Origin of the sequence: Actinoplanes regularis (genome assembly GCF_900188005.1) — a bacterium.
Classification (GTDB): Bacteria; Actinomycetota; Actinomycetes; order Mycobacteriales; family Micromonosporaceae; genus Actinoplanes; species Actinoplanes regularis.
The window spans coordinates 61,862-76,781 of sequence record NZ_FZNR01000008.1; the positions used below are offsets into that span (position 1 = coordinate 61,862).

Sequence of the window (14,920 nt, forward strand, 5' to 3'; positions counted from 1 at the left end):
ATCCTTATCCGGTACGACCGATGGGGCCCCGTGCGAGGGCCTCTCGGCCGAGCTTGCGTGCCGATCTCGCGCGGCGCCCGGCCCGCTCCTGAACCCGGCGGCGCGGTGCGGACCCGGCGGGGCGCGGACCTCGCGGGCCGTGGCGACGGGGCTCGGCTCCGGCCTGGCCACGGGGGGCGTAGGTCGTACCGGAAAAGGATCTTGATCTGGGAAGTGACCGTGAGTGGGCCGCGACCGCGAGGTCTACCAGCTGAACCATTTCGCGAAGAAGCCCTTGCGGTCGGTGGTGACCGTCGGGGTCTCGTCGAGGGTCGGCGTGCTGGGCGGGATCGGGCGCGGCGGCGGCACGTACGTCGAGGTGGAGCGGTAGACGGGATGCGGCGGCGGCGCGTACGGGTCCAGGTGCATGCTGCTCAGCTCGTGGAGCAGTTCCTGCGCGGAGGGACGCCCGCGCGGATCGTTGTGCATGCCGCGGCGCAGCAGGTCGGTGAGCGCGCGCGGCACGCCCGGCAGGTCCGGGATCGCCTCGTCGAACAGGTGCATCAGGGTGAGCAGGCCCGGGCTGCGGTCGCTCGGCCAGCGCGGCGGGCGGCCGTGCATGACCGCGTAGAGCGTCGCGCAGAGCGAGTACACGTCGGCGGCGCCGGACGGTGCTTCGTGCCGGAACATCTCGGGCGGCGCGTAGGCCGGCGTGAGCACCTCGAGGGTCACCGACGAGTCCCGCATCTCGCCCAGCACGGCCAGCCCGAAGTCGGCCAGCACCGCCGCGTTGAAGTGCGAGTACAGAATGTTGGCCGGCTTGACGTCGCGGTGCAGCACCCCGTTGGCATGGGTGTGCACCAGCGCGTCGGCGATCTTCACCCCGACGTCGCGGGCCTCTGCCGGGCTGAGCGGCTTGACCCGCATCCGGTCCAGGTACGACCCGTCACAGAGCTCCATGATCAGGTACGGGTGCTGATCGACCGTGACGCCGACGTCGACCAGGTCGACCACGTGCGGGTGCGAGGACATCCGCCCAGCGGCCCGGGCCTCACGCAGGAACCGCGCCTGATCCCGAGCGTTGTCCAGGGTGCGATTTTCCATCTTGATGGCGACTTCACGCCCGACGGAATCCTGGACCGCCCGGTATACGGTGGCATAACCTCCACGGGCCATGACCGACAAACCGGACATACCCGGGACAAATGGCGCGGGCAGGGCCCCAGGCGGTGTCTCCGTCACGGCTTAGAAAATACGCCAGCCGCCGGGAAGATCATCCAGGCACATCAGACGCGTAGACGACAGTTTCCGAGGGAACCGATTCGACCTCGGTCATCACCAGGGCATCCAGCAACTCCTCGGCCGGTCCACGCTCGCCGGCCTGCTCGGTGGAGTACGCCAGGCGGACCGCCTCCTCGGCCGACGCGCGAGCCTCCGCGTACCGGTCCGAGGCGGCCAGCACCCGGGCCCGCACCATGGCGGCCATCACCCCGCTGCGCACGTCCTCGGCCGGCACCTCACGGGCCCGCTCGATCCAGGTCAACGCCTCACCCACCCGCCCCTCGGCGAGCAGCGCGGACGAATACGACGCCAGCGTGTGCCGCCGCGAGAAAAGCAGCGAGGGCGCCGACGTGTCACTCGCGATCGGCGCCAGCAGCCCGATCGCCGTCGCCGCGTCCCCGGCCCGGATCCGCGCCTCGGCGAGCAGCACCCGCGGACCGACCTGGGCCGGAGCCAACGCGTTGTGCGGCTCGACCGCGAGCATCACCCGACGGGCGTCCGCCTCGGCCCGATCCAGGTCCCCCTGTTTCAGCGCGACGAAGCCGTGCAACGTGCCGGCCATCCCGAGCAGCAGCGGGTGACCGGTCCGTTCGGCGAACCAGAGAGCGTCGTCCAGCAGGTCGGCGGCGTGGTCGAACTCGCCCAGCCCACGCGCGATGGCGCCGCGCACCACCATCGCCAGCCCACAGCCCCAGTCGTCGGAGACCTCCTGGAACTCCCGGTAGGCCCGCCGTGCCTGACTGTCGGCCGCGCCCAGGTCGCCCAACTCGGCCGCCGCGTACGCCTCGACCACCCGCAGCGTGCCGACCGCCCAGCCCTCACCAACCCGGTCACCGAAGGGCAGGAAGATCCGGGCCAGCCGACGCGCCTCCACCAGCCGGCCGGCCAGCAGCCGGGCGAAGGCCGTGGTGCCGCGCAGCCAGGACCGGCCGACCGGGTCACCGAGCTCGGCGAAGAGCCGGGCGGCCCGGCCCAGCACCGCGTCGGTCCCGGCGAAGTCACCCCGGGTGGTGGTCACCCAGGCCAGGTTCTGCAGCGCCCAGGCCTGCCCGTGCCGGTCGCCGGCGGCCAGTGTCACCTGATAGGCCGCGGCGAACCGGCTGCTCGCCTGGCTCAGCCGCCCGTTCAGGAAGTCGGCCATGCCGAGGCGGCGCATCGCGTTCGCCCGCTCCGGCAGCAGCTGCGCCTCGGTCGCCACCTCCAGCGCCTCCTGCCAGGCGGCCACGGCGCGGCCGCCGTCGCCGAGCGCCTCGTGCGCACGGCCGAGCAGGATCATCGCCTCGGCGCGGCAGACCGGGTCCTCGGCGGCGCTCTTGGTGAGCTTCTCGCCGTACGCCAGCGCCTCCTCGGCCCGGCCCAGCCGCAGCAGGGCCCGGGCCAGCACCAACTGGTCGGGCAGCGGCAGGTCGCCGCCGGAGAGCACCGCGGCCCGTTCCGCGTACTCGATGGCGGCGGCCGGCTCGATGTTGGCCAGCGCGCGCCGGGCCATCCGGCCGAGCGCCGCCACGGCCAGGGCGGCGACGTCGCGGACCGCCGCGTCCGGGCGCAGGCGGACCGCGTCGGCCAGGTCGATCGCGGCCTCGGCGTGGGTGGCCACGAACGCGTCCCGCTCGTTCTCGGTCACGCTCAGCGTGGCGGCGCCGTCGGCATGCCGGCCGACCGTCTCCGGGGCGGCCCAGGTCGCCAGGTAGGCGTGCCGCTCGGCGAGGTCGGCCTTGCCGATGCCCGCGTACGCCGCCTCGCGCATCAGCGGGGTGGTGAACTGGAAGCCGCCCCGGCTGCGGTGGATCATGCGCCGCTGCAGCAGCTCGTCGACGACCGGTTCGAGCTCCTCGGCGGGCGCCCGGCGCTCCCGCAGCGCCTGCAGCACCCCGCTCGGCACGGTCGTCCCGGCCACCGACGCGTCCCGCAGCACCGCCCGCGGCTCGGCCGGCAGCGCGTCGATGCGCGCCGCCAGCACCGCCGCGAGGTCCCGGGAGAGCAGTTGGCTGCCGAGCGAACCGGCCGCGAGCTGCCACTTGCCGGCCGCGTTCGCACCCACCGCCGGGGTCAGCGCGCCCCGCTCCATCAGCAGGGTGACCATCTCGGCCAGGTAGAACGGGTTGCCCTGGGCGGTAGCCAGCAGCCGGTCGCTGTCCGGCTGCGGCAGTTTCCCCCCGGTCAGGTACGACGTGAGCAGCCGCGACGCGTCCGCCCCGCGCAACGGCGGCAGGGTGTGCACCTCGGCGTCGGCGAGCCGGGTCAGCGCGCCCGCGGTCCGCACCAGCTCCGGCCGCCCAAGCAGAAGAACCACCACCGGGCCCTCCAGCCGGGACAGCGTGCTGCCCAGCGCGTCGACCGTGGTGGCGGTGGCGTCGTGCAGATCGTCCACGATCACCACCAGCGGGGTGGTGGTGGCCATCGCGTTCAGCAGGTCGGCGACCGCGATCGAGATGGCGTCGGCGTCCACCCGCTTGGCGCTCGGTGGCCAGTCCGCGGGCGCGGCCGGGCCGCCCGGGTTGACCGGGGCCTCGCCATAGCCGAGCAGGACCAGCAGGCGGTCGATGTCGAGCGGCACACCGAGCCGCTGGGCGACCTTGCGCAGGCGCTCCTCGACGACCGTGCGGCCGATCGTGGTGACCACGTCCTTGGGCAGGCCGGCGGCCTTGCGGACCAGGTCGGCCAGGGGTGCGTAGCGGCGCCGCTCACCGAACGCCCGGCAGCGCACCCGCAGCACCCGGGCGCCGTGCCCCGCGTACGGCCCGGTGCCCACCTCGTAGCCCGCGGCCAGCCGTTTCACCTCGCCGGCGAAGCGGGACTTACCGATCCCGGCCTCGGCGGTCATCACCAGGACGCGGGGCGTGCCAGAGTCGATCGCCTCGGCGAGCCGGCCGGCGAGCCGGCCCAGTTCCGCCTCCCGGCCCACGAACGGCGCCTCGTCGCCCAGGCCGGAGCGGGTGCCCGGGGCGTCGTGCAGACCGAGCAGCTCAAAGGTCGGCACCGGCTCGCGTTTGCCCTTGAGCCGCAGCGGCCGCAGTTGCCGCCAGGAGGCGACGTGCCGGGTCCCGTTGCTGGTGCGCTCGCCGGCGTAGACCGCGCCGACCGCGGCGGCGTCGGCCAGCCGGGCGGCGGTGTTCACGGTGTCGCCGATGACGGTGTATTCGATGCCGGCCTGCATGCCGGCGACCACCTCGCCGGTGTTCAGCCCGACGCGCAGGCCCAGCGGGGCACCGCCGCCGCGCTCGTCGTCGAGCACCCGGCGGACCGCGCGCTGCATGCTCAGCGCGGCCCGGACCGCCCGCTCGGCGTCGTCCTCATGGGCCACCGGGGCGCCGAAGACCGCCATGATCCCGTCGCCGGTCAGCTTGTCCACGTGGCCGCCGAACGTTTTGACCGCGCCGGCCAGCGCGGCCAGCACGCGGTCGGTGACCGCGCCGACCCGTTCCGGGTCGAGGTCCTCGGACCAGGAGGTGAAGTCGGAGAGGTCGCCGAAGAGCACGGTGACGATCCGGCGTTCCGCAGCCGGCAGCGTGGCGGCGGCCGGCAGCGCCGAGCCGCAGTGGTGGCAGAAGCGAGCACCGGGAACGGCGACGGTCCCACACACGGGGCAGGTCACAGCCGGTCCAAACCGTCGGCCCCCGCCGCTGATTCCCGCATCAGGTGATCGATCTGCGCCGCCGCGGACCACTCGGCCGCGAACCGCACCCTCGGGTCGATGTCCGGATAGACCACGTCGACCACCGCCTCCGGCGTCCGCGCACCGGCCGCCATCGCGGCCCTGACCTGCGCGAGGCGTTCCCTGCGATGGTCCAGATATTCCTCGGCGAGGGCGCCGGTGTCGGCCCGGACCGGGCCGTGGCCCGGCAACATCAAGACTTTTCCGTACGTCCGGAGAAGTTCCAGACTCTCCAGGTACGAGCTGAGATCGCCGTCCGGAGCCGCCACCACCGTGGTGCCACGGCCCAGGATCGTGTCGCCGGTGAACATCACGCGCTCGCCCTCGCACTCAACGAGAAAACACACCGAATCGCCCGTGTGTCCAGGAGTGTCCAGGACCTGTATTTCCAGTCCGTTCCCGCCGAGGCTCTCTCGTGGGTCCAACGGCTCACCGTGCCGGCAGTGCGCGGGGTCGGCGGCCAGGACGGCGGTGCCGCCGAGCAGCTCAGAGAGCCGCTCGGCGCCCTCGACATGGTCATGATGACCGTGCGTAATCAAAATGAACTGAAAAGGCCCGAGATCCGCGATGCGGCGCAGGTGCCCCTCGTCCAGCGGGCCCGGGTCGACGACCGCCGCGAACTCCGCGCCCGGTGCACGCAGAATCCAGGTATTGGTGCCGTCGAGCGTCATCGGGCCCGGGTTGGGAGCGCGAAGCAACGACACCCAACCCGGCAGCCGGTCGACCTCGGCCGACGTGGGCTCAGCACCCCCCATGCCGAGAATCGTACGTCGCGATTTCGAGGTGAGCCGAGACACGATGTCCGTTCCGGTCACCTTCGGTGATCAAACCCGGCCGAACCCACACAAGATCACGCCACTTCGGCGATGACCTCGACTTCCACCGGCGCACCCAGCGGCAGTTCGGCGACTCCGACCGCGCTGCGCGCGTGCCGCCCCTGCTCGCCCAGCACCTCGCCGAAGAGGTTCGAGGCGCCGTTGACCACGGCCGGCTGACCGGTGAAGCCCGCGGCCGAGGCCACGAAGCCACTCACCTTGACGATCTTCACGAGCCGGCCCAGGCCGACCAGCCCCTCGATCGCGGCCAGCGCGTTCAGCGCGCAGATCTTGGCGAGCTCGGCGGCCTCCTCGGTGGTCACGTCGTCGCCCACCTTGCCGGTCCGCAACAGCTTGCCGTCGACGATCGGCAGCTGGCCGGAGACGTAGACGTAGTTGCCGGACTGGACGGCCGGCAGGTAGGACGCCAGCGGCGGGACCACCTTCGGCAGGGTCAGGCCCAGCTCGGCCAGCTTCGCGTAGGCGTCCACACCGCCCTCACCGGCGATCGGCGTGGTCACGACTTCGCCCGCTTCATGTAGGCGACCAGCTGTTCCGGGTTCGGTCCCGGCACCACCTGGACGAGCTCCCAGCCGTCGTCGCCCCAGTTGTCGAGGATCTGCTTGGTCGCGTGTACCAGCAGGGGCACGGTTACATACTCCCACTTCTGCATGGCTCGGACACTCCTTAGTCGGGTACCGGCACAGCTTAGGGCCCGGCGTTCCCGCTGGTTGGCTAGGCTGAGCGGCAATACACGGAAAGCATGCAAGTAGACACGGAGGGTGACGTGACGCAGCCCGGCCACCCGGATCCGCCGCCGTCGCCCGACCCCGAGCCGCCGGCGCCGCTCCCGCCCGGCGACCCGATTCCGATTCCGGAACCACCGCACCTCGGCCGGCACGCCCTCACGGACGAGCCCGCCCGCACAAGCGAACCTGCCCTCACAAGCGAGTCCGCCCGCACAAGCGAACCTGCCCTCACAAGCGAGTCCGCCCGCACAAGCGAACCCGCTCTCACAAGCGAGTCCGCCCGCACAAGCGAACCCGCTCTCACAAGCGAACCCGCTCTCACAAGCGAGTCCGCCCGCGCAGGCGAGCCTGCTCTCACGAGCGAGCCCGCTCTCACGGCGACCGCGGAACATCAGATGGTCGACGACGGGTGGCACCAACCCGCCCCCAACGGCCCGTGGCACGCCCAGCACGAGAAGCCCGGCGAGTGGCAGCACCCCCCGCCCGAGCATCTGGCCTGGGAACACTCCCCGCCGGCCGAGGCGCCACCGGAGGGACCGGAGCCGATCCGGGTGAACCCGTCCAACGGCCGGCGCCCGCCACCACAGTTGCGTCGCCCGCTCTCCCCGCGCTCCTCGCTCTTCGTCTCCCTGGCGCTCGCCGCCACCCTGGCGCTCTGCGGCGGCGGCGCGGTCTCGGCATATCTGCTGTTCCGGGACGTCGACACCCCCGGCTCGCCGGATCCGGCCACCGCCGTGAACCGCTTCCTCACCGCGGTCTACACCCAGCAGGACGCCGACGCCGCCGAGGACCTGGTCTGCCGCAAGTCCCGGGACGCGACCAAACTCGCCGACCGCGTGCAGCAGATCCGCGACTACGCCGACGGCTACGAGGGCGCCTCGTTCCGCTGGGACGAGCCCACGGTGAAGAGCGACAAGGACGACGAGGCCGAGGTCGGGGTGCGCGTGGTGATGTCGACCGCGGACGAGAAGAGCGCCGCGCAGGAGCTGGAGTTCACCGTCGTCCGCAAGACCGGTTGGCTGGTCTGCGAAGTCTCCGGCTGAGCCGCGTTTTCCGAACGTCGTAACGTGGACGACATGGGCGAGCATCACGGTAACTGGCCGGAACGATTGCACATCGTGACCGGCAAGGGCGGCACCGGGAAGACCAGCGTCGCCGCCGCACTGGCCCTGGGGCTGGCCGCCGGTGGCCGCCGCACGCTGCTGGTCGAGGTCGAGGGTCGGCAGGGCATCGCCCAGCTGTTCGGGCTGGGCCCGCTGCCGTACGCGGAGCGCCGGATCGCCACCACCGCCGGCGGCGGCGAGGTCCGCGCCCTCCCGGTGGACCCCGAGGAGGCGCTCCTCGAATACCTCGACATGTTCTACAAGCTCGGCGCGGCCGGTCGGGCGCTGCGCAAGGTCGGCGCCATCGACTTCGCCACCACGATCGCACCGGGCCTGCGCGACGTGCTGCTCACCGGCAAGGTCAAGGAGGCCACCACCCGGTCGGCGGACGGCCGCCGGGTGTACGACGCGGTCGTGCTGGACGCCCCGCCCACCGGCCGCATCGGCCGCTTCCTGAACGTCACCGCGGAGACCGCCCGGCTGGCCAAGATGGGCCCGATCAAGACCCAGAGCGACGGGGTGTCCTCGCTGCTGCGCTCGCCGATGACCGCGGTGCACGTGGTCACGCTGCTGGAGGAGATGCCGGTGCAGGAGACCCTGGACGCGATCGAGGAGTTGGCCGGCCTGGGCATCCCGGTCGGGCGGATCGTGCTGAACGGTGCCCGGCCACCGCTGCTGGCCGGCGGGAAGTTCACCAAGGCGGAGATCAAACGGGGCCTGGCCGCCGCGGGCCTGCCGGCCGCCCCGGTCACGGTCAACCAGCTGGCCGCCGAGGCCCAGGCCCACCTGACCCGCCGCGAGCTGGAGGAGTCGCTCCGGCTCGAGCTCGCCGAGCGGGGCCGGCCGATGGTCGAGCTGCCACTGCTGCCGGACGGTGTCGACCGGGCCGGGCTCGATGTACTCGCCGCCCGGCTTCTACCTGGTTGATACGGTTTTTCGCCCGGCAGGGCCGCTCAGCGTGTTTGCTCACCTCGCGTCCGATCACGACGCATTACTCTGGAGTAGTGGTTGATGTGACCGCTCCACGGCTCGACATCGACGGCCTGCTCGCCGATCCGGCCATCCGGATCGTGGTGTGCTGCGGGGCCGGCGGGGTCGGCAAGACCACCACCGCCGCGGCGCTCGGGCTGCGGGCCGCCGAGGTGCACGGCCGGCGCACGGTGGTGCTGACCATCGACCCGGCCCGCCGGCTGGCCCAGTCGATGGGCCTGACCGAGCTGGACAACACCCCTCGCCAGGTCAAGGGCATCGACGCCGGGGAGTCCGGCGGCGAGCTGCACGCCATGATGCTGGACATGAAGCGCACCTTCGACGAGGTGGTGGAGCAGCACACCAAGCCGGATCGTGCCGCGGAGATCTTCGCGAACCCCTTCTACCAGGCCATGAGTTCGACCTTCGCCGGCACGCAGGAGTACATGGCGATGGAGAAGCTGGGCCAGCTGCGGGCCGACGACGAGTGGGACCTGATCGTGGTCGACACCCCGCCCTCCCGCTCGGCGCTGGACTTCCTGGACGCACCGGCCCGGCTCTCCCGGTTCCTCGACGGCCGGATGCTGCGGATGCTGCTGGCTCCCGCGCGGACCGGCGGGCGGAGCATGTTCAGCCTGGTCACGGCGTCGTTCGGGCTGTTCTCCCGGGCGGTGCAGAAGGTTCTGGGCGCGCAGCTGCTGACTGACCTGTCGGGCTTCGTCGCGGCGCTGGACTCGATGTTCGGCGGCTTCCGGGAGCGCGCCGATCAGACGTACCGGATCCTGCAGGACCCGCAGACGGCGTTCCTGCTGGTCGCAGCCCCGGAGCGGGACGCGGTCCGGGAGGCGGCCTACTTCGCGGAGCGGCTGGTCGCGGAGCGGATGCCGCTCGGCGGCCTGGTGCTGAACCGGATGCACAAGACCGAGGCGGCCGGCCTGCCGGCGAGGGAGAGCGAGGCCGCGGCGGAACGGCTCGACGCCGTCGGCGACCTGCCGATCGCGGCGGACGTGCTGCGCATCCACGCCGGTCTGCTGCGGCAGTCCGAGCGGGAGGTCCGGGTCGCGGCCACCTTCACCGAGGCGTTCCCGCAGGTGCCGACGACCGCGGTCGCGGCGCAGCCCGCCGACGTGCACGACGTCGACGGGCTGCGGACAATAGGCAAGTTGCTCGCCTGATCAGCGGGTGGAGACGAGCACCTTGTCGGCGCCTTTCTCCTTCAGTGCGGCCTCGAACATCTTCCGCCAGCTCGCCACGTGCGGGTGGCGGCGCAGCAGGGCTCGCCGCTCCCGTTCCGTCATGCCTCCCCAGACGCCGAACTCGATCCGGTTGTCCAGGGCGTCGGCGAGGCATTCGTAGCGCACCGGGCAGCTGCGGCAGATTCTTTTCGCCACGTTCTGCTCGGCACCCTGCACGAACAACGCGTCAGGGTCGCCACTCTGACACGCCGCCATGCTGGGCCAGTCGCTGATCATCCCCATTGGTAAACGTCCCCCCTTGCTTTCACCCCCGAACGCCCGCCGCGGCAGCCCATGTCCCCCAATGCCGGGCAGACGTCATGCGAGATGTCTCGCCGGACCATCATGCTCTGTAGTTGGGTGATTACGCAACGTTGTCCCTCAAATACGTATAGCTCGGTAGTTCCGGGCAAAGCGGCCGGAGGGGGTGGGCCGAACGGGGGTATCTTTGGTGCAGAAGTGGGAAAACGACCCGCCGAGTTGAGTGATAAGCCACACTCGAGGTGAGCGAAGGCCGCCGCTCGGCGGGCGGTCGCGTGCGCGGTTCGCGTATCCTGCGTCGGGTGACCTCCTGGATGCGCAGACGCGATCACAACATCTTTACGAACGCGACATCGCTACTCGTCTGCGGTTTGCTGGCCGGCGTCGTGGTAGCCGCCGCCGCGTTCCCCGCCGCGGCGATGACCGGTCTCGCCGCCAAGGCGGGCGGCCAGGGGTTCGCGGGCCTACCCAGTGAGCTGAAGAACTTCAGCTCACCCCAGATCACCCGGGTCTACGCCTCGGACGGGCGCACCCTGCTCTCGCAGTTCTACGACGAGTTCCGCAGCGATGTCCCGCTCAAGGACATCTCGAAGAACATGCAGAACGCGATCATCGCCGCCGAGGACCGCAAGTTCTACGACCACAACGGCGTCGACCTCAAGGGTGTCGCCCGCGCGTTCGTGAGCAACAGCCAGGGTGATTCCCACCAGGGCGCCTCGACGCTCACCATGCAGTACGTGCGGATGTCGCTCGCCTACTCGGCCACCAACCCGCAAGAGGTGGTCGACGCGACGAAGGACACCCCGAAGCGCAAGATCAATGAGATGAAGTACGCGCTGCAGGTCGAGAAGCAGCTCACCAAGGAGCAGATCCTCGAGCGCTACCTGAACATCGCGCCCTTCGGCAACCAGGCGTACGGCGTCTACGCCGCGAGCCAGGTCTACTTCAACAAGAAGCCGAAGGACCTGACGGTCGGTCAGGCCGCGATGCTGGCCGGCATGGTGAAGGCGCCGAGCAGCTTCAACCCGACCGTCAAGTCGGGTCACGAGCAGATCCAGGTCCGGCGCGACGACTACATCATCCCGGAGATGGTCGCCATGGGCGCGATCACCCAGGCCGACGCCGACAAGGCCAAGAAGGAGAAGATCCCGACCAAGGTCAAGCCGGTCGGCAACGGCTGTGTCTCGGTCGCCAAGAACAGCTGGGGCTTCTTCTGCGACTACTTCTACCGCTGGTGGATGGAGCAGGAGGCGTTCGGCGCGACGTCGTACGACCGCGAGCGGCGACTCAAGAGCGGCGGCTACCAGGTCGTCACCACGCTGGACCTGAAGGGTCAGGCCTCGGCGCGCGCCCAGATCGCCGATCGGCAGGCGGACAGCAGCCAGGACGCGCTGCTGCTGGCCGGCATCGAGCCGGGCACCGGCAAGGTCCGGCTGCTCGCCACGAACCGTAAGTACGCGCTCGACGACCCGTCGCACCCCACCAACAAGATCTCACCGGACCCGAAGAAGAAGAAGAAAAAGATCCGGGGTTCGTTCCCGAAGACGACCAACCCGCTGATCACCGGCGGTGGTGACATCACGGGCTACCAGGCGGGCTCGGTGTTCAAGATGTTCACCATGGTCGCCGCCCTGGAAAAGGGCATCCCGCTCAGCTACCCGATCAACTCGCCGCCGACCTTCCACTCGAAGTACAAGGCCGGCTACGGCACCTCGTCGTCCTGCCCCGGTTCGGACGACTGGTGCCCGAGCAACGCCAGCAAGAAAGAGGCCGGCGTCTTCAACATGTGGTCCGGCTTCGGCAAGTCGGTCAACACCTTCTTCGTTCCGCTGGAGCAGAAGGTCGGTGCCGAGAACGTAATCGCGGTCGCCAAGCGGTTCGGTGTCCAGTTCAGGAACCCGGAGGACGCCAGGAAGGCCAAGGAGGAGGCATCCACCTGGGGTTCCTTCACTCTGGGCGTGATCGACTCCACCCCGCTGGAGATGGCGAACGCGTACGCGACGCTGGCCGGTGACGGCAAGTACTGCGCGCCGACCCCGGTCGAGCAGATCAAGACCAAGGACGGCGAGAAGATCGACGTCGGCAAGCCGCACTGCATCCAGGCGACTCCCAAGAACGTCGCCCGCGCGGCCCTGGACGCGGCCCGCTGCCCGGTCGGCGACTCGGCCCAGCTCGGCAGCTGCAAGGGCGCCACGGCGCCGGACACCCGGGGCATCGTCGATCGCCCGGTCTTCGGCAAGACCGGTACCACCGACAACAGCAAGACCGCATCGCTGATCGTGGGCACCACGTCGCTGGTGGTCGCGGGTTACATGGCCAACCCGGACTGGCAGGACCACACCAACCAGATGTCCCACTACGTCATCAACAAGGCCGTGCAGTACACGCTCAAGGACTACATGGAGAAGCGGCCCAGCGTTCAGTTCAAGGAACCGACGAACGACGACATCACGACCGGTGACCTGCGCAGGGTCCCGGACGTGACCTGTGACTCGATCGGTAAGGCGAAGGACGTGATCCGGGGCGCCGGCTTCGACCCGGTGGTCGGACCGACCGTCGACTCGGACTGCCCGGCCGGCTCCGCCGCGGGCACCTCGGAGTCGCGCACGATCAAGGACGGCGCGGTGACCATCGAGGTCAGCAACGGCAAGAAGGGCAAGAAAGAGGACGACCCGCAGAACCCGACGCCGGAGAAGACGAAACCCGGCAGACGGTAGGTAGCGCGGCGGTAAGCAGAGAACGGGCGGGAGACGCGATCTCCCGCCCGTTTTTCATGCCCGCAGGACGCGGTGCTCAGCTGAGCCGGCGCCGCACCTCGGCCGCGACCCGGCCGCCCTCCGCGCGCCCCGCGACAGCCGCCTGGGCCGCCTTCATGGCCGGGCCCATCTGCGCCTTGCCGGAGAAGCCGCCGGCCGCGAGCGCCTGACCGACGATCTCGGCGATCTCCTCGTCGGTGAGCTGCTTGGGCAGGTAGCGGTCGAGGACCTCGCCCTCGGCCGTCTCCTTCGCCGCCTGGTCGGCCCGGCCCGCGCCGGCGAACGCGGTGGCCGCCTCACGGCGCTTCTTCGTCTCCTTGGTCAGCACCGCCAGAACCTCGTCGTCGGAGAGCTCACGGGCCTCGACACCGGCGACCTCCGCGGTACGCACGGCGGCCAGCGCCATCCGCAGCGTCGAGGTGATCAGCTCGTCCCGGGACTTCATCGCGGCGTGCAGGTCATCGTTCAGGCGGTCTTTCAGCGTTCCCATGGACGGAGAAACTACCCTTGCCGTCATGCGTAAGCGCTCCCTTATTTCCGCCGCCGCCGCACTGGCCGCCGTCGGCGGCGCGACCCTCGCCTATGCCTCCCTCGTCGAGCGGAACATGTTCACGCTCCGGCGCTTCGATGTCCCGGTGCTCGACCCGGACGCGGAACCGCTGCGCATCCTGCACGTGTCCGACCTGCACATGATGCCGGAGCAGCGGCGCAAGCAGGAGTGGGTGGCCGGCCTGATCGGCACCGACCCGGACCTGGTGGTGGTCACCGGCGACAACCTTTCGTCACCGGACGCGGTGCCCGGTGTGCTGCGGGCCCTCGAGCCGCTGCTCGACGTGCCCGGCGCGTTCGTCTTCGGCAGCAACGACTACCGCGGCCCGGTCTGGAAGAACCCGCTGGAGTACCTGCTGCCCGAGCGGGAGTACGTGCAGGGCGTCGACCTGCCCACCGAGGATCTGCGCGCCGCGTTCCTCGACGCGGGCTGGGCCGACCTGAACAACGCCCGCACCATCATCAAGGCCGGCGGCCGCTCGATCGAGCTGGCCGGGGTGGACGACCCGCACGTCGATCGCGACGACTACCCCGCGGTGGCCGGTCCGATCAGCCCCGGCGTCGACCTGCACCTCGGGGTCACCCACACGCCGGCCTCCCGGGTCCTGGACCCGATGGCCGCGGACGGCTTCGAGCTGCTGCTGGCCGGGCACACCCACGGCGGCCAGGTGTGCGTGCCCGGCTACGGCGCCCTCACCACCAACTGCGACCTGCCCAGCCGCATGGCCAAGGGCCTGCACCGCTGGCCAGGCTCGGATTCGTGGCTGCACGTCTCGGCCGGACTGGGTACCCACCCGACCGCACCGATCCGTTTCGCCTGCCGCCCGGAAGCCTCGATGCTCACCCTGATACCGCGCTGAGCTGGGGAAACACTGTCTAGGGGTCCCGGATTTCGAAGCTGCCGCGCGGTCCGCTAGTATTCTCTACGCAGCAGCGGGGTGTGGCGCAGTTTGGTAGCGCGCTACGTTCGGGACGTAGAGGCCGTGGGTTCAAATCCCGCCACCCCGACCAGGTTGCAGTCAGGCCCGGCCCTCCGGAAACGGAGGCCGGGCCTGATTCGTTTTCGACGCCGATCATGCCGGGGGCGGTGTCGGCACCCGTTCAAGAAGATCCCTCTGTCGCGCTGAGCGGTCGCGGAGCGCGCTCGCAGGCGCCGGCCTATACCTCGCGACCATCGCGCTCGTCCGACGCAGAGAGCGGCGATGAGAATGGTTACGAGCGCGGACGGAAAGGTCAGATGGCGAAGCCCGGGCGGACCGGGATGCCGGCCACCGCCGGGCCGACCGGACGCGGGGCCATCTGCTGCGGTACGGCGTACGGGCCCAGCATCGTCTCCACCACCGGCGCGATGGTCTGCCGCTCGCCAAGCTGCATCAGCCGGGTGGCCCGAGCCAGCGAACCGGTCTCACCGTCCCGGAAGCCCTCCCGATATCCGCGCTCGTAACGCTCGCCACGTCCGAAGGCCCGGCCGAGGGCGAAGCACGACGAGCCGGCGAAGGCGAGGAGCAGGAGGAGGGCGAAGGGCGTCACAGCAATGTTCCTTCCGGGCACAAGCCGCTAATTAGGCG

The 14,920-nt window shown here is 70.7% G+C and carries 13 protein-coding genes and 1 tRNA gene; 6 read left to right on the top strand and 8 right to left on the bottom strand.

Annotated elements, in window-relative coordinates; all coding sequences use genetic code 11:
- Nucleotides 1-243: 243 nt before the first annotated feature.
- From CHC09_RS21705 to sp36, 5 genes are all read right to left on the bottom strand, one after another.
- The gene (locus CHC09_RS21705; protein WP_089295012.1) at nucleotides 244-1,221 is read right to left on the bottom strand and encodes a serine/threonine-protein kinase; all 978 of its coding nucleotides are present in this window, start codon (nucleotides 1,219-1,221) and stop codon (nucleotides 244-246) included.
- A gap of 31 nt (nucleotides 1,222-1,252) precedes the next feature.
- Entirely contained in the window at nucleotides 1,253-4,855 is a 3,603-nt protein-coding gene (locus CHC09_RS21710; protein WP_089295013.1) for an adenylate/guanylate cyclase domain-containing protein, read from the bottom strand.
- A complete protein-coding gene (locus CHC09_RS21715) occupies nucleotides 4,852-5,670 on the bottom strand; it encodes an MBL fold metallo-hydrolase (protein WP_089295014.1) in 819 nt (272 codons plus the stop codon). Before CHC09_RS21715 ends, CHC09_RS21710 begins: the two co-directional genes overlap by 4 nt.
- A gap of 95 nt (nucleotides 5,671-5,765) precedes the next feature.
- Nucleotides 5,766-6,251: a RidA family protein gene (locus CHC09_RS21720; RefSeq protein WP_179277216.1), complete on the bottom strand. Its 486-nt coding sequence runs from the start codon at nucleotides 6,249-6,251 to the stop codon at nucleotides 5,766-5,768.
- Entirely contained in the window at nucleotides 6,248-6,403 is a 156-nt protein-coding gene (gene sp36 / locus CHC09_RS46415; RefSeq protein ID WP_089295015.1) for a Sp36 family protein, read from the bottom strand. Before sp36 ends, CHC09_RS21720 begins: the two co-directional genes overlap by 4 nt.
- Before the next feature lie 471 nt (nucleotides 6,404-6,874).
- Here sp36 and CHC09_RS21730 point away from each other — a divergent pair, with 471 nt between their 5' ends.
- The 3 genes from CHC09_RS21730 (at nucleotide 6,875) to bagB (ending at nucleotide 9,726) form a co-directional block, all read left to right on the top strand.
- On the top strand, nucleotides 6,875-7,522 hold the full coding sequence (locus CHC09_RS21730) for an Rv0361 family membrane protein (protein ID WP_089295016.1): 648 nt from the start codon (nucleotides 6,875-6,877) through the stop codon (nucleotides 7,520-7,522).
- A 33-nt stretch (nucleotides 7,523-7,555) separates the two neighbouring features.
- Nucleotides 7,556-8,509 carry an ATPase BagA gene (gene bagA / locus CHC09_RS21735; RefSeq protein WP_089295017.1) on the top strand — a complete coding sequence of 318 codons (954 nt, stop codon included), beginning with the start codon at nucleotides 7,556-7,558 and terminating at the stop codon, nucleotides 8,507-8,509.
- Between the two features lie 86 nt (nucleotides 8,510-8,595).
- On the top strand, nucleotides 8,596-9,726 hold the full coding sequence (gene bagB, locus CHC09_RS21740; RefSeq protein ID WP_089295018.1) for an ArsA family ATPase: 1,131 nt from the start codon (nucleotides 8,596-8,598) through the stop codon (nucleotides 9,724-9,726).
- On the opposite strand, the gene CHC09_RS21745 is transcribed toward bagB, so the two are convergent.
- Nucleotides 9,727-10,029, bottom strand: coding sequence for a WhiB family transcriptional regulator (locus CHC09_RS21745; protein WP_014695048.1), 303 nt, complete (start codon nucleotides 10,027-10,029; stop codon nucleotides 9,727-9,729).
- 332 nt (nucleotides 10,030-10,361) lie between these two features.
- Between CHC09_RS21745 and CHC09_RS21750 the strand changes: the two genes are divergently transcribed.
- The gene (locus CHC09_RS21750; RefSeq protein WP_089295251.1) at nucleotides 10,362-12,764 is read left to right on the top strand and encodes a transglycosylase domain-containing protein; all 2,403 of its coding nucleotides are present in this window, start codon (nucleotides 10,362-10,364) and stop codon (nucleotides 12,762-12,764) included.
- Between the two features lie 76 nt (nucleotides 12,765-12,840).
- Here CHC09_RS21750 and CHC09_RS21755 read toward each other — a convergent pair whose 3' ends face one another.
- On the bottom strand, nucleotides 12,841-13,293 hold the full coding sequence (locus tag CHC09_RS21755; protein ID WP_089295019.1) for a GatB/YqeY domain-containing protein: 453 nt from the start codon (nucleotides 13,291-13,293) through the stop codon (nucleotides 12,841-12,843).
- A 25-nt stretch (nucleotides 13,294-13,318) separates the two neighbouring features.
- Here CHC09_RS21755 and CHC09_RS21760 point away from each other — a divergent pair, with 25 nt between their 5' ends.
- Together CHC09_RS21760 and CHC09_RS21765 are read left to right on the top strand one after the other, a co-directional pair.
- Complete coding sequence (locus CHC09_RS21760) at nucleotides 13,319-14,212, top strand: metallophosphoesterase (protein ID WP_089295020.1); 894 nt, start codon at nucleotides 13,319-13,321, stop codon at nucleotides 14,210-14,212.
- Between the two features lie 74 nt (nucleotides 14,213-14,286).
- Nucleotides 14,287-14,363: transfer RNA gene (locus CHC09_RS21765), tRNA-Pro, on the top strand.
- A 222-nt stretch (nucleotides 14,364-14,585) separates the two neighbouring features.
- Here the strand turns inward: CHC09_RS21765 and CHC09_RS21770 are convergent.
- Entirely contained in the window at nucleotides 14,586-14,882 is a 297-nt protein-coding gene (locus CHC09_RS21770; RefSeq protein ID WP_089295021.1) for a hypothetical protein, read from the bottom strand.
- Nucleotides 14,883-14,920: the final 38 nt, after the last annotated feature.